This window comes from Streptomyces sp. NPDC092952, from assembly GCF_044754785.1.
Taxonomy (GTDB): domain Bacteria; phylum Actinomycetota; class Actinomycetes; order Streptomycetales; family Streptomycetaceae; genus Streptomyces.
Genome location: NZ_JBIVPT010000002.1, coordinates 556,170 through 576,897, shown reverse-complemented (window position 1 = coordinate 576,897; position 20,728 = coordinate 556,170). Strand labels below are relative to the sequence as shown.

16 protein-coding genes are annotated in these 20,728 nt (G+C 72.0%); 10 read left to right on the top strand and 6 right to left on the bottom strand.

Annotation, left to right across the window (positions count from 1 at the left end; translation table 11 throughout):
- The first annotated feature begins 7 nt into the window (after positions 1–7).
- Positions 8–3,778, top strand: coding sequence for an ABC transporter ATP-binding protein (locus ACIQGQ_RS06470; protein ID WP_402391421.1), 3,771 nt, complete (start codon positions 8–10; stop codon positions 3,776–3,778).
- A 21-nt stretch (positions 3,779–3,799) separates the two neighbouring features.
- Here ACIQGQ_RS06470 and ACIQGQ_RS06465 read toward each other — a convergent pair whose 3' ends face one another.
- The gene (locus ACIQGQ_RS06465) at positions 3,800–4,321 is read right to left on the bottom strand and encodes a hypothetical protein (protein ID WP_402391419.1); all 522 of its coding nucleotides are present in this window, start codon (positions 4,319–4,321) and stop codon (positions 3,800–3,802) included.
- Between the two features lie 162 nt (positions 4,322–4,483).
- Here ACIQGQ_RS06465 and ACIQGQ_RS06460 point away from each other — a divergent pair, with 162 nt between their 5' ends.
- Complete coding sequence (locus ACIQGQ_RS06460) at positions 4,484–4,951, top strand: hypothetical protein (RefSeq protein WP_402391992.1); 468 nt, start codon at positions 4,484–4,486, stop codon at positions 4,949–4,951.
- Between the two features lie 67 nt (positions 4,952–5,018).
- Complete coding sequence (locus ACIQGQ_RS06455) at positions 5,019–6,491, top strand: aminopeptidase (RefSeq protein WP_402391417.1); 1,473 nt, start codon at positions 5,019–5,021, stop codon at positions 6,489–6,491.
- A 60-nt stretch (positions 6,492–6,551) separates the two neighbouring features.
- Here the strand turns inward: ACIQGQ_RS06455 and ACIQGQ_RS06450 are convergent, their stop codons facing one another.
- From ACIQGQ_RS06450 to ACIQGQ_RS06435, 4 genes are all read right to left on the bottom strand, one after another.
- The gene (locus ACIQGQ_RS06450; RefSeq protein ID WP_402391414.1) at positions 6,552–7,952 is read right to left on the bottom strand and encodes a choice-of-anchor A family protein; all 1,401 of its coding nucleotides are present in this window, start codon (positions 7,950–7,952) and stop codon (positions 6,552–6,554) included.
- A gap of 145 nt (positions 7,953–8,097) precedes the next feature.
- Positions 8,098–8,865, bottom strand: a complete 768-nt coding sequence (locus tag ACIQGQ_RS06445) for a peptidoglycan-binding protein (RefSeq protein ID WP_402391412.1) — start codon at positions 8,863–8,865, stop codon at positions 8,098–8,100.
- Between the two features lie 770 nt (positions 8,866–9,635).
- On the bottom strand, positions 9,636–11,489 hold the full coding sequence (locus ACIQGQ_RS06440) for a glycoside hydrolase family 3 protein (RefSeq protein ID WP_402391409.1): 1,854 nt from the start codon (positions 11,487–11,489) through the stop codon (positions 9,636–9,638).
- Positions 11,490–11,713: 224 nt separating this feature from the next.
- Complete coding sequence (locus ACIQGQ_RS06435) at positions 11,714–12,631, bottom strand: LysR substrate-binding domain-containing protein (RefSeq protein WP_402391406.1); 918 nt, start codon at positions 12,629–12,631, stop codon at positions 11,714–11,716.
- Between the two features lie 96 nt (positions 12,632–12,727).
- On the opposite strand from ACIQGQ_RS06435, the gene ACIQGQ_RS06430 reads away from it, so the two are divergent.
- A complete protein-coding gene (locus tag ACIQGQ_RS06430) occupies positions 12,728–13,639 on the top strand; it encodes an EamA family transporter (protein WP_402391403.1) in 912 nt (303 codons plus the stop codon).
- A 58-nt stretch (positions 13,640–13,697) separates the two neighbouring features.
- Here the strand turns inward: ACIQGQ_RS06430 and ACIQGQ_RS06425 are convergent, their stop codons facing one another.
- Positions 13,698–14,204, bottom strand: coding sequence for a type II toxin-antitoxin system Phd/YefM family antitoxin (locus tag ACIQGQ_RS06425; protein WP_402391400.1), 507 nt, complete (start codon positions 14,202–14,204; stop codon positions 13,698–13,700).
- Between the two features lie 91 nt (positions 14,205–14,295).
- Here ACIQGQ_RS06425 and ACIQGQ_RS06420 point away from each other — a divergent pair, with 91 nt between their 5' ends.
- From ACIQGQ_RS06420 to ACIQGQ_RS06395, 6 genes are all read left to right on the top strand, one after another.
- A complete protein-coding gene (locus ACIQGQ_RS06420) occupies positions 14,296–14,961 on the top strand; it encodes an MSMEG_1061 family FMN-dependent PPOX-type flavoprotein (RefSeq protein WP_402391397.1) in 666 nt (221 codons plus the stop codon).
- Between the two features lie 100 nt (positions 14,962–15,061).
- Positions 15,062–15,700: an HAD family hydrolase gene (locus ACIQGQ_RS06415; RefSeq protein ID WP_402391394.1), complete on the top strand. Its 639-nt coding sequence runs from the start codon at positions 15,062–15,064 to the stop codon at positions 15,698–15,700.
- A 52-nt stretch (positions 15,701–15,752) separates the two neighbouring features.
- Positions 15,753–16,937, top strand: a complete 1,185-nt coding sequence (locus ACIQGQ_RS06410; RefSeq protein WP_402391392.1) for a helix-turn-helix domain-containing protein — start codon at positions 15,753–15,755, stop codon at positions 16,935–16,937.
- A gap of 825 nt (positions 16,938–17,762) precedes the next feature.
- Positions 17,763–18,296 (top strand): hypothetical protein, encoded by a 534-nt coding sequence (locus ACIQGQ_RS06405; protein WP_376686926.1) that lies wholly within the window; start codon positions 17,763–17,765, stop codon positions 18,294–18,296.
- Positions 18,297–18,361: 65 nt separating this feature from the next.
- Positions 18,362–19,372 (top strand): hypothetical protein, encoded by a 1,011-nt coding sequence (locus tag ACIQGQ_RS06400; protein ID WP_402391389.1) that lies wholly within the window; start codon positions 18,362–18,364, stop codon positions 19,370–19,372.
- Positions 19,373–19,393: 21 nt separating this feature from the next.
- The gene (locus ACIQGQ_RS06395) at positions 19,394–20,728 is read left to right on the top strand and encodes a Dyp-type peroxidase (protein WP_402391386.1); all 1,335 of its coding nucleotides are present in this window, start codon (positions 19,394–19,396) and stop codon (positions 20,726–20,728) included.

Below are 20,728 nucleotides of genomic sequence, written 5' to 3'. Positions count from 1 at the left end.
GGCACCGGTGACGGACGCAGAGGCAGAGGACGCACAGCGCGCGGCACGGGCCCCGGGCTGGGCCCGGCGGCTGTGCGGCTACGCATGGCGCTACCGGCGCAATGTGCTGCTGGCGCTCGGCTCCTCGCTGGCGGGCATGGCGGTGATGGCCCTCGTCCCGCTGATCACCAAGGTGATCATCGACGACGTCGTGGTCGGCCACACCAGGTCCCTCGCCGTCTGGACCGGGCTCCTCATAGCCGCCGCCGTGCTCGTCTACATAGCCACGTACATCCGCCGCTACTACGGCGGCCGGCTCGCCCTCGACGTACAGCACGACCTCCGCACCGAGATGTACGGGACGATCACCCGCCTCGACGGGAAGCGGCAGGACGAACTCTCCACCGGCCAGGTCGTCGGCCGCGCCACCAGCGACCTCCAGCTGATCCAGAGCCTCCTGTTCATGCTCCCGATGACCATCGGGAACGTCCTCCTCTTCCTCATCTCCCTGGTGATCATGGCGTGGCTGTCGCCGCTGCTCACCCTGATCGCCGTCGCCGTCGCCCCCGCGCTCTGGTACATCGCCCGCCACTCCCGCGCCCGGCTCTTCCCCGCCACCTGGTACGCCCAGGGGCAGGCCGCCGCCGTCGCCGGAGTCGTCGACGGGGCCGTCTCCGGCGTCCGCGTCGTCAAGGGCTTCGGGCAGGAGGAGCAGGAGACCGGCAAGCTCCGCGAGGTCGGCCGCCGCCTCTTCGCCGGACGGCTCCGCACCATCCGGCTGAACGCCCGCTACACCCCCGCCCTCCAGGCCGTCCCCGCACTCGGCCAGGTCGCCATGCTGGCCCTCGGCGGCTGGCTCGCCACCCGGGGACAGATCACCCTCGGTACCTTCGTCGCGTTCTCCACCTACCTGGCCCAGCTCGTCGGCCCGGTCCGGATGCTCGCCATGGTCCTCACCGTCGGCCAGCAGGCCCGCGCCGGCGTCGAACGCGTCCTGGAGCTCATCGACACCGAACCGACCATGAAGGACGGCACCAAGGACCTCCCCGCCGACGCCCCCGCCGGCGTCGAGTTCGACGACGTCCGCTTCGGCTATACCGAGGACCGCCCCGTCCTCGACGGCTTCTCGCTGACCATCGAGCCCGGCGAGACCGTCGCCGTGGTCGGCGCCTCCGGCAGCGGCAAGTCCACCGTCTCCCTCCTGGTGCCCCGCTTCTACGACGTGACCCGCGGCGCCGTCCTCGTCGGCGGCCACGACGTCCGCGAGCTCACCCAGTCCTCGCTGCGCGCCGCCATCGGCCTCGTACCGGAGGACAGCTTCCTCTTCTCCGACACCGTCCGAGCCAACATCGCCTACGGCGCCCCCGACGCCACCCAGGAACAGATCGACCAGGCGGCCCGCGCCGCCCGCGCCGACCGCTTCATCGCCGAACTGCCCGAGGGCTACGACACCAAGGTCGGCGAGCACGGACTCACCCTCTCCGGCGGCCAGCGCCAGCGCGTCGCCCTCGCCCGCGCCATCCTCGCCGACCCCCGGCTGCTCCTCCTCGACGACGCCACCTCCGCCGTCGACGCCCGCGTCGAGCACGAGATCCACGAGGCACTGCGCCAGGTGATGGCCGGGCGCACCACCCTGCTCATCGCCCACCGCCGCTCCACCCTGAACCTCGCCGACCGGATCGCCGTCCTGGAGAACGGCCGCCTCGCCGACATCGGCACCCACGAGGAGCTGGAGCGCCGCTCCCCGCTCTACCGGCGGCTGCTCACCGACCCCGACGGGCTGGGCGGCACCTCGCCCGGCCACCGGCCGCTCACCCCCGCCGCCCCCGGCATCGAGGACGACCGCGCCCTCCAGGAGGAGCTGGACGCCGAGTTCGACGCCGAGCGCGGCATCAGCCCCCACCTGTGGGTCCGCAAGGAGGAGCAGGGCGACCCCGCGACCGCCGGGATGCCCGCCACCCCCGAACTGCTCGCCCAGGTCGAGGCGCTGCCGCCCGCCACCGACACCCCCGACATCGACGAGGCCCGCGCCGTCCGCCCCGAGGACTCCTACGGGCTGCGCCGGCTGCTGCGCGGCTTCGGGCTCCCGCTGCTGGTCAGCCTGGTGCTGGTCGCGGTCGACGCGGGTGCCGGGCTGCTGCTGCCGGTGCTGATCCGGCACGGCATCGACCAGGGCGTCACCCAGCTGGCACTCGGCGCGGTCTGGGCGGCGTCCGCGCTGGCCCTGCTGATCGTCCTGGTCCAGTGGGCCGCCCAGATCGGCGAGACCCGGATGACCGGCCGCACCGGCGAGCGGGTGCTCTACTCGCTGCGGCTGAAGATCTTCGCCCAGCTCCAGCGGCTCGGCCTGGACTACTACGAGCGCGAGCTGACCGGCCGCATCATGACCCGGATGACCACGGACGTGGACGCGCTGTCCACGTTCCTCCAGACCGGACTGGTCACCGCCTTCGTCTCGGTCGTCACCTTCCTCGGCATCATGGTCGCGCTGCTCGTGCTGGACGTGCAGCTGGCCCTGGTCGTCTTCGCGACGCTGCCGCTGCTGGTCGTCGGCACGTTCTTCTTCCGCCGCAAGAGCGTCCGCGCCTACGAGCTGGCCCGGACGCGCATCAGCGCGGTCAACGCCGACCTCCAGGAGTCCGTCTCCGGGCTGCGGATCGTGCAGGCCTTCCGCCGCGAGCGCGACGGCGCCGACCGGTTCGCCGACCGCAGCGACCACTACCGCGAGGCCCGGGTGCGCGGCCAGTGGCTGATCTCGGTCTACTTCCCGTTCGTCCAGCTGCTGTCCTCGGTGGCCGCCGCCGCCGTGCTGATCGTCGGCGCGGGCCGGGTCGACAACGGCACCCTCACCACCGGCGCACTCGTCGCCTACCTGCTCTACATCGACCTGTTCTTCGCCCCGGTCCAGCAGCTCTCCCAGGTCTTCGACGGCTACCAGCAGGCCACCGTCTCCCTCGGCCGCATCCAGGAACTGCTCCGCGAGCCGACCTCCACGAAGGACGCCGACGAACCGCTGGACGTGCTGTCGCTGCGCGGCGAGATCGCCTTCGAGGACGTCTCCTTCGCGTACGGGGGCGGCGGGACGGCGGACGACGGCGCCGAGGAGGCGCTGACCGGTGTCGAGCTGCGGATACCGGCCGGCCAGACGGTCGCCTTCGTCGGCGAGACCGGTGCGGGCAAGTCCACCCTGGTCAAGCTCGTCGCCCGGTTCTACGACCCGACCGGCGGCCGGGTCACCGTCGACGGCACCGACCTGCGCCGCCTCGACCTCACCGCGTACCGGCACCGGCTCGGGGTCGTGCCGCAGGAGGCGTACCTCTTCGCGGGCACCGTCCGCGACGCCATCGCCTACGGGCGGCCCGACGCCACCGACGCCGAGGTGGAGGCCGCCGCACGGGCGGTCGGCGCCCACGACATGATCGCCACCCTGGACGGCGGCTACCTGCACGAGGTCGCAGAGCGCGGCCGCAACCTCTCGGCCGGACAGCGCCAGCTGATCGCCCTGGCCCGCGCCGAACTCGTCGACCCGGACATCCTGCTCCTCGACGAGGCGACCGCCTCCCTGGACCTGGCCAGCGAGGCCCTGGTCAACCAGGCCACCGACCGCCTGGCCGGCCGCCGCACCACCCTGGTCGTCGCCCACCGGCTGACCACGGCCGCCCGCGCCGACCGGGTCGTGGTGATGGACCACGGCCGGGTCGTCGAGGACGGCACCCACGACGAGCTCCTCGCCCAGGACGGGCGGTACGCCGTGCTGTGGCGGACCTTCATCGGGGAGGACGAGCCCGCCGCGGTGTGAGCGGCGGCCCCGTCCGCCGGGTCACCCGGCGTCGTCGGAGCGGTCGGAGACGGCGGAGACCTTCCCGGTCCGCAGATCCGAGCGGACGGTCAGGTACGTGTACGCGGGGTGCTTCCCGGTGCTCCAGGTGAGCCGCACCGTCGACCAGGTGTGCCCGGCGGCGCTGTCCCCCGGGGTGACCCGGAAGTCGAGCGGGGTGTTCTGGGCACGGAGCACCCCGTCCGCGTGGTTGCGCCGCTCCCAGGCGTCCAGCTGGGACCGGAACCGGGGCGTCAGGTAGAACGCCCGCAGATCGTTGGCGAGCTTCTTGTCCGCTTCCGGCGCCGACACCGCGTCGATGTAGGCGCCGTAGAAGTGGGCGACCTGCTGGTGGGCCGAGCTGCTCAGCCCGGCACGGGCCGGGGCCCGGTCCGGTGCCTGGGCCCGCGGGCCCGCCGCGACCGCCGGGACCGCGGCCAGGGCGGTGAGCAGGGCGGCGGCGAGCAGCGTCCGCCGGACGGGGCGCCGGAGCCGGGGGCCCGACGCGGTGCGGAGAGGAGGCATGAGGGTGTTCCTGCCTTTCGTGCGGGGCTGTCCTGTGGAGCCATGCTGGCGCCTCGGCCGCTCCACGGACCGGGCACCGCGCACGCAACCTCCGGACGGGCTTCCCGCGTCGTACACCTGTATGCGCATGTACCGCATCAGGGTGCGTATGTTCGAGTGATGATGGGGCGACGGGTGACCACAGCGACGGAGAGGCCCGGGGAGTCCGCGGACACCACCGGAGACCGGAGCGGCAGCAGGGCCGGGGCGGTGCGCCGGGGGCTGGTGCGACCGGTGGTCCTGTCCGTGGTGGCCGCCCTCGGGCTGGTGCTCGGCGGCCCCGCGGTCGCCCCGGCGGGGGCCGTCTCGGTCTGTGCCGGACGCCCCGCGAAGACCGTCCCGTTCGGCACCGGCGAGCTGCGCGTCTACAAGAGCCGCTCCTACGCCTGCGCGCTGGCGGTCGCCAAGAAGTCCGGCCCGCGCCGCGCGATGTCCGTGACGATCCAGGCACGCGGCGGCCAGCCCGTCACCGACAGCGGCCGGTACACCAAGCAGGCCGGCCCGGTGACGGTCCACGCCCTCAACCGCTGCGTCCGCGCCACCGGAAAGATCTCCGGCAAGTCCGGCTCCACCGGCTGGATCCTCTGCTGACACCCTCCCCGAACCGGCCGGACACCCCCTAGGCTCGCCGCCGACAAGGCGATTCGAGGGAGGTCGTATGCGCAAGGCGTTGAGAGGGTTCCTGTCGCTCGCGGTGCTCATCGGGACGGTGGGGGTGACGGGGGCGTCGGCCGGGGCGGCCACCGCCGTCGGACCGGCCGCGGTGACCAGCGGGGTCGTACCCGCCGACGACGGCACGGGCACGGACATCAAGGACCGCATCCTGGCGATCCCCGGGATGAGCCTCGTCGAGGAGAAGCCGTACGCGGGCTACCGCTACTTCGTCCTCGAATACACCCAGCCCGTCGACCACCGCGACCCGTCCCGGGGCACCTTCCAGCAGCGGATCACCGTGCTGCACAAGGACACCTCCCGCCCGACGGTCTTCTCCACCAGCGGCTACAACGTCTCCACCACCCCCGGCCGCGCCGAGCCGACCCGGATCGTCGACGGCAACCAGGTCTCCCTGGAGTACCGTTACTTCACCCCGTCCCGCCCGTCGCCCGCCGACTGGTCCAAGCTCGACATCCGGCAGGCCGCCGACGACCAGCACCGGGTGTTCACCGCGCTGAAGCGGATCTACCCCGCCAAGTGGCTGGCCACCGGCGCCTCCAAGGGCGGCATGACGGCCACGTACTACAAGCGTTTCCACCCCGGCGACATGGACGGCATCGTCGCGTACGTGGCGCCCAACGACGTCGTCGACAAGGAGGACTCGGCCTACGACCGCTTCCTCGCCCGGGTCGGCGACAAGGCGTGCCGCGACCGGCTCGGCGCCGTCCAGCGCGAGGCCCTGGTGCGCCGGGCGCCGCTGGAGGAGAAGTACCGCGCGTACGCCGCCGAGCACGGCTACACCTTCGACACCACCGGCTCGCTGGACAGGGCGTACGAGGCCGTGGTCATGGACTACTACTGGACGTTCTGGCAGTACAGCCTGCCCGCCGACTGCGACACGATCCCCGCCGACGCCAGGTCCGCCACCGACCAGGAGATCTGGGACTCCGTCGACGCGATCACCGGCTTCTCCGCCTACACCGACCAGGGCCTGGAGAAGTACACCCCGTACTACTACCAGGCGGGCACCCAGCTCGGTTCGCCGACCATCCGCCAGCCCTGGCTCGGCAACCTCAGCCGCTACGGCTACCAGCCGCCGCGCAACTTCGTACCGCGCTCCATCCCGATGAAGTTCCAGCCCTCGGTGATGCGCGACGTCGACAGCTGGGTGCGCCACCACGGCGAGCGGATGCTGTACGTGTACGGCGAGAACGACCCGTACGGCGCCGAGCCGTTCCGGCTGGGCGCGGGCTCCCGGGACAGCGCCGTCATGACCGTGCCCGGCGGCAACCACGGGGCCACCGTCGGCGCCCTCGCCGAGAGCGACCGGGCGCGGGCCACCGCCGCCGTACTGCGCTGGGCGGGCGTCGCCCCGGCCGCCGTGCGGGACGACCCGGCGAAGGCGCAGCCGCTCGCGAAGTTCGACGCCCGGCTGGACAGGCAGGACGTGATGAACGAGCGGCGACTGCGTCCGTAACCGGCCTTCGGACCGGGGTGTACGTGCGACGCGTCGTGCGCGTACACCCCGGCCCGGTGGCTAGCCCCGGCTCTGGGCGCGCCGACGGCGCGTGAACATCAGCAGGCCCGCGCCGAGCACGCCGAGTACGCCCGCTCCGGTCGCGTAGAAGCCGACCTGCGCACCGGTGCTGGCGAGGAAGCCGCCTTCGTCCTTCGGCCCGGCGGCGGGCGCGGACGGGGCGGGCGCCGGCTGCGAGGACTTCTCGGACCCGGACGGCTGCGGCGCCGGAGCGCCCGGCGTCGGGGCCGAGGGGGTCGGGGTACCGGGCCGGGCCGGCGGCTGCGACGGCTGTCCGGGCGTGGACGGCTTCGGCGTCGGGGTGCCGGGCCGGGCCGGTCCGGGCTTGCAGGTGAAGGCCGGGGAGCCGGTCCACGGGTAGTTGTGGGTCTCGTTGCCCGTGCCGTGGGTCCGCATGTCGCCGCCGACGTACACCCGCCCGTTGGTGCTCGCGGTGAAGTCCGCGGAGGCCTTGGGGGCGAGGATCGAGCCCATGAAGTTCCCGCCACCGCCGAGGGTGAGCGAGGTGGAGCCCTCGAAGTTGTACAGGATCCGCGAGGCGGCGTCGCCGAAGTCGGCGGAGCTGTAGACGTCGACGCGGTCGTTGTTGAAGCCCACGGACATCGGCGATATGGACACCGGCTGCGCGCCTGTCACGTTGACCACGACGGAGTCGCCGTCGGGGATGGAGACGAAGCCGAACGACGAGGCGCCGTCGAGCTCGGCGGCGGTGATCTCGAAGACCTGGAGCGTGCCGCTGCCCGCGCCGGTGCTCTTGAAGGTGACGGTGTCGCCCGAGCGCGTGGTCGTGCCGGTGGCCTTCAGCTTCCCGAGGGAGGACGACTCGGTGCCGATGGTCCTGTCGAAGGACTGGTAGGGGCTGAGGGCGGGGTCGGTGCCCAGGCCGGACGAGCGCTTCCCGCCGTTGGTCTCCAGTTCGCCCTTCTCGTCGATCTTCTTCCCCACCTGGACGGCGCCGCCGTAGCCGGACTTGGACGTGATGCCGTGGCCGACGTCCACCCTCGTGCCCTTGGCGATCGTCAGGTCACCGCCGACCGCGAGCATCAGCTCGCCCGCGTCCGGCAGGATGCCGGATCCGGCCCCCACCCGCCCGACGTTGAAGACGCCGCCCGAGCTCTTGGCGAACGTCGCGTCGCCCTTGACGACGAGCAGCCCCTCCGCCTCCGCGGACGCGCCGTCGACGGTGTAGTCGCCTCCGGCGAAGAGGGCCACGTTGCCGTCGATGAACTGCGGGGTGTTGCCGATGCCCGGAAGCTTCCCGGAGGACGGGCAGTACCGCGTCTCGCCGTCGGTGGCGGCGACGGGGGTCGCGAACGCGCTGCCGGTGCCGAGCAGCCCGAGGGAGAGGAGCACGGCGAGTGCGCTTCCGGTCCGCCCGGCATTTCTTCCGGTGACGTGCATGATTCTGATCCTTGTCTTTTCTTCGGGAGGGGCGCGGCCGGGCATGGCGAATCAACTCGCCTGCGCGGTCGGAGCAGGTGGAGAGGGGAAGTGCGGAAAGGGGGCAGGGTTTTACGGGGTACGAGGTGACGGGGTACGGGCGTGATCACCGGTACGGGTACGAATCTCCGTATCGGCTCGACTCGCCGTGCCGGTCCGGCCTTCCGTGTGAGGTCGAATTTCCGTTCCGGCGGGAATTCCGGTCCATCGATTCGGTCTCGGCCCGCAGGGCCGCCCGGGTCAGTGGCCCGTAGACACCCAACTCCTCGGGAATGTTCCGGGCCTTCTGATAACGGCTCAGGGCGATTTCCACGTCCGCCGTGAAATTCCCGTTGGCGCTTCCCAGGTACAGGCTGAGCTGTTGCAGTCTGCGCTGGAGGTCCTCGACCTCGCGGCCGGTGGAGCCCAGGGCGAGGCCCGGCCGGTCCGTCGTGCGGGTCCGGTCCCGTGGGGGTGACGGGCGGTCCGCCGGCGGACCGGCCGGAGTGGAGGGGGCCGCGGGTGGCGTCGCGGACGGGGTCGTGGCCGGTGTCGCGGGGGGCGGTGCGTCGGCCGTGGCCCGCGTGTCCGGGGCCTGGGCCCGGGCCGGACGCGCCGTGCCGGTGGGCGGGGCGGAGGGGGAGGGCGGGGTGACGGAGTCCTGGGAGGAGAGGTTGGTGGAGATCGGGGCGACGAAGTCGGAGCGCCGTGCGGTGAACGCGTCACAGACCAGGGAGACCGTGATCGCGACGCCGACCCCCACCGTCACCGTGCCGATGAGCAGTGCGGGGGACTGCTTCCGCCCCCTCGTGGACCGCCGGGCGGACCTGCGGTCGGCCGGAGCCGGCCGGGACGGACGCGACAGCCGCGAGGACGGCGAGGGAATCCCCGGCACGGGGGTCTTTTCCTCGAACGGACCGAAGGAACTGACAGGACTGGTGTGATGGGCAGGACTGGTGTGATGGGCAGGGCCGGCGGGTTTGGCCGGGCCGACGGAATCGACAGGACCTGCGGGATCTACGGGCTCGAAGGCATCGGCGGACTCGAAGAGTTCGAGGTCGGCCGGGCGGACTCCCTGCCCGCTCTCACGGGAAGCGGACACCTTTCCGAAAACCCGTTCCTCGCCGGTCGGCACCCGGCCGGGTGCCGACCGCGGGCCGCATTCTTCTTCCGGTGTGCGCGACGCGAATTGCTGAAAGCCCACGTGCTCCGAGCTCCTTGTCCGGGCGGTTCGACAGAACTTTTTCAACGTGCGGGGGTTCGGGGCCGCCTTACCCGCCCGAACGGCGCATGCGCGCAGGCGGGGGGAAGGTCGCGCGACACATCGAGAACTCCAGGTTGTGGCGGAACCGAGGGTGTGGGGAGGAGGTTCCGTGACCTTCGCGCAGAACGTGAGCAGGAGTCAACTTAGAACAAAGCACATCAAGACGGCGATGATCGGGCATGCCACCTTAATTGGAAATTAAAGCGTGACGCACCTCACATCGCCGAGGTGGAAAGTGGGCTCCGGGCGGGGCGCCGGGGAACGCTCGGCGGACATGACGACGGACGGCGCGCGGGACCGGGTGGTCCCACGCGCCGTCCGTCGTCGCTCCGTCGCCCGCCGCTCCGTAATTCCGCGTCGCCCGAGGCGTCGGCGGGTGTCGCGGAACCCCGGGGCTCGTCTCAGTACTTCAGGCCGTACCCCACCGGGTGCAGCACCCGGGCCGGGTCGTCGGCGCGCTGCACCGGGACCGGCAGGGTGCCGCGCGGCGCCACCCGGCCCGCGATCACCCGGACGGCGGCCCGCAGCTCCACATCGGTCCAGGAGTACGTGGCCAGGTTCGCCGCGAAGCCGGTACCGGCCAGCTGGGCGACGTCGTACGGGTTGCGGATCGCGACCGTGATCACCGGGATCCCGGTCGCCGCCAGCGCGCTCACCAGGGTGCGCTGCGAGCTGCTCGCCGTGACGTTGTACGTCGCCACGACCACCGCGTCCTTGCCGCGCGCGGCCTCCACCGCCCGGTCGATCACCGCCGCGCTGGGCGCGGTGCCGGTGGAGAGCGCGGTCGCCGCGAAGCCCAGCTCGCCGAAGGCGGTGGCCAGGGTGGTGGTCGGCGGGCCGGTGGTGCCGGACGGGGACGCCGGGTCGGCGCCGACCACCAGCAGGTTCTTGTGCGAGCGGCGGGAGAGCGGCAGCACCGCCCCGTCGTTGGCGAGCAGCGTGGTGGTGCGCTCGGCGATCCGGTCGGCGGCGGCGAGATGCGCCCGGGTGCCGACGGTGCGGGTCACGCCCGCGTGGCTGACGAACGGGTCGTCGAACAGCCCCAGCTTCGTCTTCAGCCGCAGGATGCGCAGAATCGATTCGTCGAGCCGGGACTCGGTCAGCTCGCCGCTCTTCACGGCCCGGAGGACGGCGTTCCACGCGACGGCCAGGTCCGGCGGGTTCAGCAACTGGTCGACGCCCGCCTTCAGGGCGAGGACCGGCACGCGTTCGTCGCCGTACTTCGTCCGCACCCCCTCCATGCCCAGCGCGTCGGTCACCACGACACCGTCGTAGCCCAGCTCCTCGCGGAGGATGCCGGTGAGGATCGGGTGGGAGAGCGTCGCCGGGTCGCCCGAGGGGTCCAGCTCCGGGACCACGATGTGCGCGGTCATGATCGAGTCGATGCCCGCGGCGATGGCGGCCCGGAACGGCGGCGCGTCCAGCTCGGACCACTGCGCCCGGGTGTGGGTGATGACCGGCAGCCCCGTGTGGCTGTCGGTGCTGGTGTCGCCGTGGCCCGGGAAGTGCTTGGCGGTGGAGGCGATCCGGCTGCTCTGGTACCCCTTCACCTGCGCCGCGACCATCCCGGCCACGGCCTGCGGGTCGGAGCCGAAGGACCGTACGCCGATCACCGGGTTGGCCGGGTTGACGTTGACGTCGGCGTCCGGGGCGTAGTTCTGGTTGATGCCGATCGCGCCCAGCTCGGCGCCCGCGATCTGCCCGGCCTTGCGGGCGTCGGAGCGCGAACCGCCCGCGCCCAGCGCCATCGCGCCCGGCATCAGGGTGGCCGGTTCGCCGACCCGGCAGACGATGCCGTGCTCCTGGTCGGTGGAGACCAGCAGCGGCAGCGGGGTGGGCCCGGCGAGGCCGGCGCGCTGGATGCCGTTGGAGAGGTCGGCGATCTGGTGCGGGTCGCGGGTGTTGTGCGCCCAGGCGAAGTAGATGATCCCGCCGACGTGGTACTTGGCGATCATCTCGGCGGCCGTACGGACCCCGATCTCGGCCAGGTTGGCGTCGATGTCGGCCTGGTCGGGCTCGGTGGCGGAGTGCCCGTACACCCGCATCACGAAGAGCTGCCCGACCTTCTCCTCCAGGCTCATCCCGGAGACGATCCGCCGGATGCGGCGGTCGGTGGCGGCTGATTCGTGCGGCCCGCTGCTCGCGGACCTCGGGGCGGCGAGGGCGCCGGGGGCCAGGCCCGCGCCGGTGACGGCGGCGACCGCAGTCGCCGCGGTGGCGGTGAGGAGGGTGCGTCTGGAGGTGCGGTGGTGCACGTGAGCTCCTTCGGCCGTACTCGGGGACGAGAGGTGGGGAAAGAAACCTCTGGTGAAAGAAACTGCCAAGGAGCACGGATATCCAGAAAATAACTTCCGGTCAAGGGTCCGGACCGTTCCGGCCCGCGCGGCGTGGCCCGCATTACCGGCCACTGCGGGTGGAATCGGTCAGCGGGGCAGGGTCGGCGGGGCGGGGCGGCAGGGCGGTCGGCCGGACCGGCCGGTCAGCCGACGGGGCGCAGCCCCGCCGCCGCCCCGTGCGCCCGCAGCGCCGCCACCGCCGCCGTGATCGCCGGGCGCCGGGCCGCCTCCGTACGCCACAGCGCGTACAGCCGCCGCACCGGCACCGGGGCGAGCTCCACCGCCACCACACCCGCCGGCAGCGGCCCCCGCCCCAGGCGCGGGATCATCGCGACCCCGAGACCGGCGGCGAGCAGGGCCAGCTGGGTGTGGTTCTCCTCCGCCTGGTGCCGCAGGTCCGGCTCGCACCCGGCCGCCCGCAGCGTCCGTACGAGCCAGTCGTGGCAGACCGTCCCCGGCGGCTGGCAGATCCACCGCTCCTGCGCCAGCTCCTCGCGCCGCACCGGGCCCCGCCCGGCCAGCCGGTGCCCCTCGGGCACCAGCAGATCGCAGCGGTCGTCGCCGAGCACCGCCTGCGCCACGCCCTCCGGGGCGGGCAGCGGGGCGATGTCCCAGTCGTGCGCGACCGCCAGATCGATCACGCCCTTGGCCACCAGGTCGACCGACAGATGCGGGTCGACCTCGGTCAGCCGGACGTCCAGCGCCGGATGGTCCCGGTCCAGCTCCGCCAGCACCCCGGGCAGCAGCCCGCGCGCCGCCGAGGCGAACGCGCCGACCGACAGCCGCCCGGTCGGCAGCCCCCGGCGCTCCTCCAGCGCCGTCTCGGCGCGCTCCACGATCGCCAGCAGCTCCTGGGCGGTGTCCGCGAGCCGCAGCGCCTCCTCGGTCAGCGCGACCCCGCGCCCGCGCCGCTCCAGCAGGGTCGTACGGGTCTCCCGCTCCAACTTGGTGATCTGCTGGGAGACCGCCGACGGGGTGTAGCCGAGCGCGGCGGCCGCGCCCGCCACCGAGCCGTGCACGGAGACCGCGTGCAGGGCGCGCAGCCGGGGCAGATCCAGCACGGTGCCTCCCGGAGGGTGATTCGTTAGCGTTGCTCAATTCCACCATGAAGGAATCCGCGCTGGTGCTACATGGTCGGGGCGGGTGATCCTCACCGCATGCGTCCCTTCCACATCGCCCTGGCCGTCCTGGTGGCCGCCGTCTGGGGTGTCAACTTCGTCGTCATCGAGCTCGGCCTCGACCACTTCCCCCCGCTGCTCTTCTCCGCCCTCCGCTTCCTGGCTGCCGCCCTGCCCGCGGTCCTGTTCGTCGGCCCGCCCAAGGTCGCCTGGAAGTGGATCGTGGGCGTCGGGCTGGCCCTCGGGGTCGCGAAGTTCGGCCTGCTCTTCATCGGCATGGACCGTGGCATGCCCGCCGGGCTCTCCTCGCTCGTGCTCCAGGTCCAAGCCGTCTTCACCGCCCTCTTCGCCGCCCTCGCGCTCGGTGAACGGCCGGGCAGGATACGGGTGTTGGGCATGGGTGTGGCGCTCGCGGGCATCGGGGTCGCGGCGGTCGACGAGGGTGCGAGCGGGCCCGTGCTCGCCTTCGTCCTGGTGATCGCGGCGGCGGCCTGCTGGGGCGTCTCCAACGTACTGACCCGCAAGGCCGCCCCGCCCGACTCGCTCAACTTCATGGTGTGGGTCTCGACCGTGCCGGTCCTTCCGCTGCTCGGCCTCTCCCTCCTCTTCGAGGGCTGGGACCGGGACCGGGCGGCGCTGGCCGCGCTGGACTGGAGCGGCGCCGGGATCGTCGTCTACGTCGCCTGGATCACCACCGTCTTCGGCTTCGGCGTCTGGGGCTTCCTGCTCCGCCAGTACCCGGCGTCCTCGGTGGCCCCGTTCACCCTGCTCGTCCCGGTCTTCGGGATGTCCTCCGCCGCACTGCTGCTGGGCGAGTCGGTGAGCCCGCTGCGGTGGTGCGCGGCGGCCCTGCTGGTCGGCGGCGTGGCCCTGACCTCCCTGGCGGGTGCGCGCCGACCCCGTACGAGGGAGGCGGAGCCCGGCCCCGAGCCCGTCGCGGCCGGGAGGTAGGGCCGCGCCCGCCGGACCGGGGCCGGGAACCGGCGCTTGCCGACCATGGGGGCCGGGCTCAGGACCCGCCGACCGGAGGCTGCCGGGCCAGGAACTCCTCGAAGGCCGCAGCCTGTTGGGGGCTCATGTACCCCTGGCGCGCCTGCCGGGCCCGGTCCCTGAGCCACACCGCGTCCTCGGCGCCCCACTGCACGGCCACCACCGCCCCGTCCCGCGCGAAGCTCACCCGCCTGCCGTCGCCGCGTACGTAGCGGACGTACGGGCCGTACTCCACCGGGTCGGCCAACGGCTCGACCCGCAGTCGGCCGACCTCCCACTCCGGCCCGTCCTCCTCGTCGTCCCCCTCGCCCTCCTCGTCCTCCTCCTGAGGCACGGGTTCGGGCGCGGGCGGCTCGGCGCGGGCCCAGTGCTCCCACTCGGCCACCTGCCCCGCCGGGAACAGCACGCTCACCGGCACACCGTGCTCGGCGAGCACGACCCGCTCACCGGTGGACTCGACCAGGGAGACGAGACGTTCGTAGTCGACGGGGGTCGATTCGTACCCGCGCTCCACAACGATCCTCACGGCATCATCCATGGGCCCGGACGCTACCGGCGGCCACTGACAGCGGCGGGAGGAGACTCGTACGCGGTAGGCAGGGCCTAGGGTCACCCGTATGACGACCGACACCGGGGCCACCGGCTCGCTCTTCGAATCCTTCCGGGCGGACGCACTCACCGGCCCGGACCAGCTGCGCGCGCTCTACCCGCAGCCGAACCCGAACTCGCTCCGCAAGGAGACCGACCACCTGACCGAGGAGACCCGGGCGCTCATCGGCTGCTCCTCCCTGGTGTTCATCGGCAGCGCGGACGCCGAGGGACGGGCGGACGTGACACCGCGCGGCGGCCCGGCCGGATTCGTCTCCGTACTGGACGAACGGACCCTGGCGATCCCCGACGCGACCGGCAACAAGCGGCTCGACACCCTGAACAACGTGCTCCGGACCGGACACGTCGGACTGCTCTTCCTCGTCCCCGGCCGTCCGAGCACCCTGCGCGTCAACGGCCGCGCCTGCGTCTCGGCCCGCCCGGAACTGCTCGCCCGGCTCACTCCCGTCGGAAAGCCGCCGGTCACGGCGCTGGTGGTGCAGATCGACCAGGTCTACCCGCACTGCCCGAAGTCGCTGATGCGCGCCAACGCCTGGAAACCGGACCACTGGCTGCCCGCCGACGCCCAGCCGACCAGCGCAGAGGTGACCCTGGCCCAGCTGGACCTGCCCGATCTGACCATCGACCAGATCGAGGAGAGCGAAAGGGAGTCGCTGCGCCTGCGCTACGAGTGAACGGACGGTGGCCGGGACCCGCATAGGCGTCGTCGTCGCCCGCCCCGTCGAAGCGGCCCATCGGCGTCGGTGCTCCACCGGACCTCGTAGGCTCGTCCTGATGAAGACAATCGTGTTCGACATCGGCGAGACCCTCGTGCGCGACGATCGGTACTGGGGTTCCTGGGCCGACTGGATGGGTGTCCCGAGGCACACCCTCTCCGCACTCGTCGGCGCCGTCACCGCCCAGGGCCTCGACAACGCCGAAGCCCTCCGCCTTTTGAAGCCCGGTATCGACATCGCGGCCGAGTACGCCGCACGCGAGGCCGCCGGGCAGGGCGAGCACCTCGATGAAACCGACCTGTATGGCGACGTACGACCCGCGCTCGGCGCGCTGCGGGACCTCGGCGTGCGGGTCGTCGTCGCGGGCAACCAGACGGTGAAGGCCGGGCAGCTGCTGCGAGCGCTGGATCTGCCGGCCGACCTCATCGCCACTTCCGGAGAATGGGGCTGCGCCAAGCCGAGCCCCGAGTTCTTCGCCCGAGTCATCGATGCCTCGGGAGCCCCGGCCCGGGAAACCCTCTACGTCGGCGACCACCCCGCGAACGACATCGTCCCCGCCCGAGCGGCGGGTCTGCGCACGGCGCAGCTCCGGCGGGGGCCGTGGGGCCACTGGTGGGCCGACGATCCACAGGTGCGGGAGGCTGCGGACTGGGTGGTCGACTCGCTCATGGACCTGGTCGCAATCGTCGGCGAGTAGACATCGACTCTGTTCCCGCTGCATGCGGTGACCGCTCGGATACGGTTGGGCCGTGTTCGTCGACTCCCCGCGCGAAGTCGGTGAGCGGGTTGCCGCCTGCAGACGCGCGCGCCGCCTCACCCAGACCGGTCTCGCCGCCGCCTCGCACGTCTCCTACTCCACCGTCCGAGCTGTCGAGCGTGGTGCCCGACGCCCCAGCGACGACGTACTCGAAGCGCTCGCTGCTGCTCTCGGTGTGGACGCTACGCAGTTGCGCACGGGGTACGTCGGAACCGAGCGCCGGGTGCATCAGGCCCTCCCCGCACTGTCCGCAGGGATCGCCGGGTACGACATCCCGCAGGGGCCTCCGACCCGAGGGCCTGCCGAACTCGGCTTAGCAGTGCGCGAGGTGGTCGACTGGAGGCTCGGGGCCCAGTACGGCCGGATCGCCACGGGGATCCCTGATCTGCTGTGCGACAGCATCAGGTACGTCCACACTGCACGGGCTGCAGAGCAGCGGACGGCGGCCAGGATGCTGGTCGCCACCGCCCGAGCGGGCGATGCGATCGCCTTCAAGTACGGGGAGTACGACCTCTCCGCCCGGCTAATCGACCTGATGAGGTGGGCTGCCGACCGAGCGGCGGACCCCCTTGTCCAAGCTGCCGCCGCATATGTCCGAACCGAGGTCTTCTTTGCGGCCCGAGCCCATGCCATTGGTCTCGTCGCACTGGAGCAAGCCATCCGCGCGGCACCAACACCGTCGTCCCGCTCGGCTGCTGCCGCGCGCGGCGCCCTCCACATGCGGGCGGCCGTGATCGCCGGACGAGGTGGAGACGCGGACGCAGCCGACACCCATCTGACGCATGCCCGGCAGTTCGGTGATCAAGTCGCGCGCGAGGGCGTCTATCTGGGCACCGCCTTCGGCCCGGACTCGGTCCGCATCCACGAGATGTCCGTGGCCGTCAGTCTCGGGCCGAATCACGTTGATCGTGCGCTGCGCGTGGCTACCGAGTGGACGCCGCCCGCCACGCTCCCAGCCGAGCGCCGGAGCGGTTTCTATATTGAACTGGCCCGTGCACAGGAGTGGGCCAACCTTCCGGGTGATGCGTTCGAGAGCCTCAGGGCTGCCCGTGCGGCCGCCCCTCAGCACACCCGTGAACACCCGTGGGCACGCGAAGTCACCAGCGGACTGAGGCGGTTCCACCGGGCCGATGCCGAGTCCTTGTCGCACTTCGCGCACTGGATCGGCGCCGTCTGACGACTGCCACACCTTGTAGCAGTTGTGCCCCTTCCCAAGGGCCACGCTTTGCCTGTCCACACCACACAGGTAGAGGAGAGGCCATGATCGCGCCTGTGCTCGTAGCCGCGAGTACTGCCCGGCTCCACGGTGCAGCCTGCTGGCACCATGTCCGGCCGACCATCTCGTGCGGGCGCTCTCTCCGGCGGCCGACATGCCAATGACGATCAAGGTGTACGAGGTCGACCGGCGCGGCTTCACGACGCGCGTCGTGAAGCCCAAAACCGTGGTCACTCCCGCCGAGTCCATCCCCATCTGCCACGCGTACCCGGCATGCCGGTGCAGACGCTGCACCGGCATGACCGGTTGGTGCGACTGGCACAAGGGGCCGTCCGGCACCGCTGCTCCGGTGAATGTCGTCGGTGAGGTGCCGGGCTCCGCCGTCCCCCGGTACGCGTGTGCGCCGTGCCGGGAGCAGCGGGGGCTCCGTCCGGTGTCCGGGCAGCGGTGACCGTGCCGGTGCGCGGGGTTCATGCACCCGGGTGCCGGGTGGGGATGCACGAGGAATGCCCGGGGCCGGTCGCCGTGAGGGTCCGTGGTGTCGTCGTCGAGCGGCTTCGCTGCGCCTGCGTCTGCCATGCCCGTACTGGCCCGGAAGGCGGGGAGCGGTCCGGTCCGGGCGGGCCTGGGCGGGCAGTCCGGCCCGCCCCCGCTGCCCCTGCCGGCGCCGCCGAGGAGCCCGGACCCGTACCGGATCCACGAATCCTTCCCCCTCGCTCGGCAGGCGCGCCCGGTCGTGCGGCGGGACGATGGGATCGTCCCGGCCAGTGGGCTGGAGGTGCGGACATGGAGATCAGGCCTCGGGCGGTCGCCCTCCCCAAGGAGACGGACCATCTCGAGCAGGGTAAGTACGGGCCCGTCTTCCCGAGGACTCCGGCCTGCTACGGGTTCACGATCGTCGCGCGGGTCAAGCCCGGCCACGCCGGGGCGATGCGCGCGTACGGTTCCGCGCTGGCCGAGGCGCTGGAGGAGGATCCGTACCTGCTGGCGCCGTTGAAGCTGCACTACCTGCGGTGGGTCCTCTTCGACGACGACACGCGCTTCATGTACCAGGGGATCTTCGACACCGACTTCGACAAGTACACCGAGGACGCCATCGCGCTGTTCTCGAAGGCGGGTGTGAGCACGGCGTTCGAGCACCTCGAGGGGTTTCCCGAGGACTGGCGGACCAACCCGGAGGCGTTCATCGGATTCGTCCGCGAGCACCACTGTCCGAGCTTCATCGAGTACGGGGAGTATCCGTATGTGACGGCGGACGAGATCAAGAAGGCTCTGCGGATCAAGAGCGCTCTGTCCGAGATGCTCGATCAGATGCAGTGAGGCAGATGCAGTGAGGCAGATGCAGTGAGGCAGATGCAGTGCGGCAGCTGCAGTGAGGCCGGGCCATGAGTGAGGCCAGAACAGCACGGGTCTACAACCAGCGGCACGTTCCCCGGGCGTACACACCCGCCGGACGCCGGGTGAGCGTCTACGTCTCGTGGAGTTATCCCGCCGAGGCGGGCCGCAACGCGGCAGAACTGGACAACCGGTTCTCCACGCTGACCGAGGTGCGCCGGGTGGCGTGGCCCGCCTACGAGGATCCGAGGTGGTCGGACCCGTACCAGTTCCAGCAGACCATCGCGGGATCGCTGGAGCTGTTCTTCTGGGCGTGGGTGCCGTTCCAGGACTTCGTCGAGGAGACCACCGGACATCCCGTCCCCGTCTACCAGCGCATCGACCAGGCCGGATTCCACACCCCGCTCGACGAGCGGGTGCTCGACGACACGGACGTCCTGTTCGTCTTCGGGCTGGACCACATGATCACCGAGCAGGAGGCGCGGCCCGGGGAGATCGAGGCGCTGCGGGCGTTCCTGACGAGGGAGGACGCGCGCCTGGTCCTGGGGCCCCATCACGACGTCGGCGCCTCGGACGACCTGTCCGTGCGGGAGGTGGAGTACCGCCACCACGGCGACCCCCTGGTACCGCGCCAGCAACGGTTCGCCACCTACGTCCGTGATCTGATGAAGGGCCTGGGCGTACCCGTCGTCAACCGGTACGGGCTGCGCCCCGCCACCGGCGAGGACCATCGGATCGCCCCTCTGACGACCTTCGGGGACCTGGACGAGAAGGGGTGGCTGAACGGGGTCACGAACTTCAACTTCCATATGCACCTGCCCCACTACGCGGTGACGGCCGATCGGCCGGACACCATTCACGTGCTGGCCCGGCAGCCGATCGACACCTCCCGGCCCCACCCGTTCACCGAGGACGGGAACACCGAGTTCAACATGTTCCTGTGGATGCCTCCCGGCGGCGACCGCGCGGCCGATGTGCTGCTGGCCGACTCCACGATCTTCAGCACGCTCTTCGGTGCCGACGACAGCCTGCGGAACTTCTGGCACAACCTCGTCTCGTAGCGGTGCCGCAGGGAGGCCGGCATGAGCACACCCACGGACGTCACGCTCGAACTCGACGACATCCAGCGCGGAGTCCTCAGCCCGCGCCCCACCCCGTACGCGGCGACGTACCTGGTCTTCCGCATCGACGACCGGGACCAGGGCCGGGAGCTGATGCGGCGCGCGGGTACGGCGGCGACCTCGGCCGCCGACACCTCCAGCCCCCTCGGGGACACCTGGGTCAGCGTCGCCGTCACCCACTGGGGCCTGCGGGCCCTGGGGGTGCCCCGCTCCTCGCTGGACTCGTTCGCCTGGGAGTTCCGGCAGGGCATGGCGGCCCGCGCACGGGCACTGCACGACGAGGGAGCCAGCGCCCCGCGGCACTGGGAGGCGCCGCTCGGCACCCACGACGTCCATGTGGTGATCGCGGCGGTCGCCCCGGACCCGCCGCGCCTGGAAGAGGCCATCGACCGCGCACGGTCCGCCTACGACCGGCTGCCCGGCGTGACGGCGATCTGGCGGCAGGACTGCTACGCACTGCCCAGCGAGAAGGAACACTTCGGCTACCTCGACGGCGTCAGTCACCCCGCCGTCGAAGGCAGCGGCATCCCGGGGTCCAACAGGCTGGAAGTACCCCTGAAGAGCGGAGAGTTCATCCTGGGCCGCCCCGACGAGCTCGGCGGTTCCGCCGCGCCGGAACCGGCCGTGCTCGGGCGCAACGGCAGCTACGCGGCCTTCCGCAAACTCCGCCAGGACGTCGCGGCCTTCCGGCGCTACCTGAAGGACAGCTCCACCACCGCCCAGGACGAGGAACTGATCGCCGCGAAGATCATGGGCCGCTGGCGCGGCGGAGCCCCGCTGGCCCTCGCCCCCGAACACGACGACCCCGCCCTCGGGGCCGACCCGCTCCGCCGCAACACCTTCTTCTACGAGCAGGAGGACCCGACGGGATTCACCACGCCCAGGGGCTGCCACATACGCCGGGCCAACCCGCGCGACGCCTCGGTGGCCGGGGAGGTACGGCTGCACCGCATGATCCGGCGCGGCGCCGTCTACGGCCCACCGCTGCCCGACGGGGTGCTGGAGGACGACGGCGTGGACCGCGGCCTGATGTTCGCGTTCATCGGCGCACACCCCGGACGGCAGTTCGAGTTCGTCCAGTCGGAGTGGATGAACGACGGTGTCTTCTTCGGCGACGGCCACACGAAGGACCCCGTCGTCGGAGCCGCGGACGGGCAGACCCGCTACACCGTCCCCCGCCGGCCCGTGCGCCGCCGCCTCGCCCCGCTGCCGCGCTTCGTCGTCACCCGTGGAGGCGAGTACTGCTTCCTGCCGAGCCTGAGCGCCCTGCGCTGGCTCGGTGACCTCCGCGACTGA

Bases quoted from the DNA above. Each gene is read 5' to 3' on its own strand.
- ACIQGQ_RS06465 (WP_402391419.1), bottom strand. From the start codon at position 4,321: ATGCCTCCTCTCCGCACCGCGTCGGGCCCCCGGCTCCGGCGCCCCGTC.
- ACIQGQ_RS06460 (WP_402391992.1), top strand. From the start codon at position 4,484: ATGGGGCGACGGGTGACCACAGCGACGGAGAGGCCCGGGGAGTCCGCG.
- ACIQGQ_RS06455 (WP_402391417.1), top strand. From the start codon at position 5,019: ATGCGCAAGGCGTTGAGAGGGTTCCTGTCGCTCGCGGTGCTCATCGGG.
- ACIQGQ_RS06450 (WP_402391414.1), bottom strand. From the start codon at position 7,952: ATGCACGTCACCGGAAGAAATGCCGGGCGGACCGGAAGCGCACTCGCC.
- ACIQGQ_RS06430 (WP_402391403.1), top strand. From the start codon at position 12,728: ATGCGTCCCTTCCACATCGCCCTGGCCGTCCTGGTGGCCGCCGTCTGG.
- ACIQGQ_RS06420 (WP_402391397.1), top strand. From the start codon at position 14,296: ATGACGACCGACACCGGGGCCACCGGCTCGCTCTTCGAATCCTTCCGG.
- ACIQGQ_RS06415 (WP_402391394.1), top strand. From the start codon at position 15,062: ATGAAGACAATCGTGTTCGACATCGGCGAGACCCTCGTGCGCGACGAT.
- ACIQGQ_RS06405 (WP_376686926.1), top strand. From the start codon at position 17,763: ATGGAGATCAGGCCTCGGGCGGTCGCCCTCCCCAAGGAGACGGACCAT.
- ACIQGQ_RS06400 (WP_402391389.1), top strand. From the start codon at position 18,362: ATGAGTGAGGCCAGAACAGCACGGGTCTACAACCAGCGGCACGTTCCC.
- ACIQGQ_RS06395 (WP_402391386.1), top strand. From the start codon at position 19,394: ATGAGCACACCCACGGACGTCACGCTCGAACTCGACGACATCCAGCGC.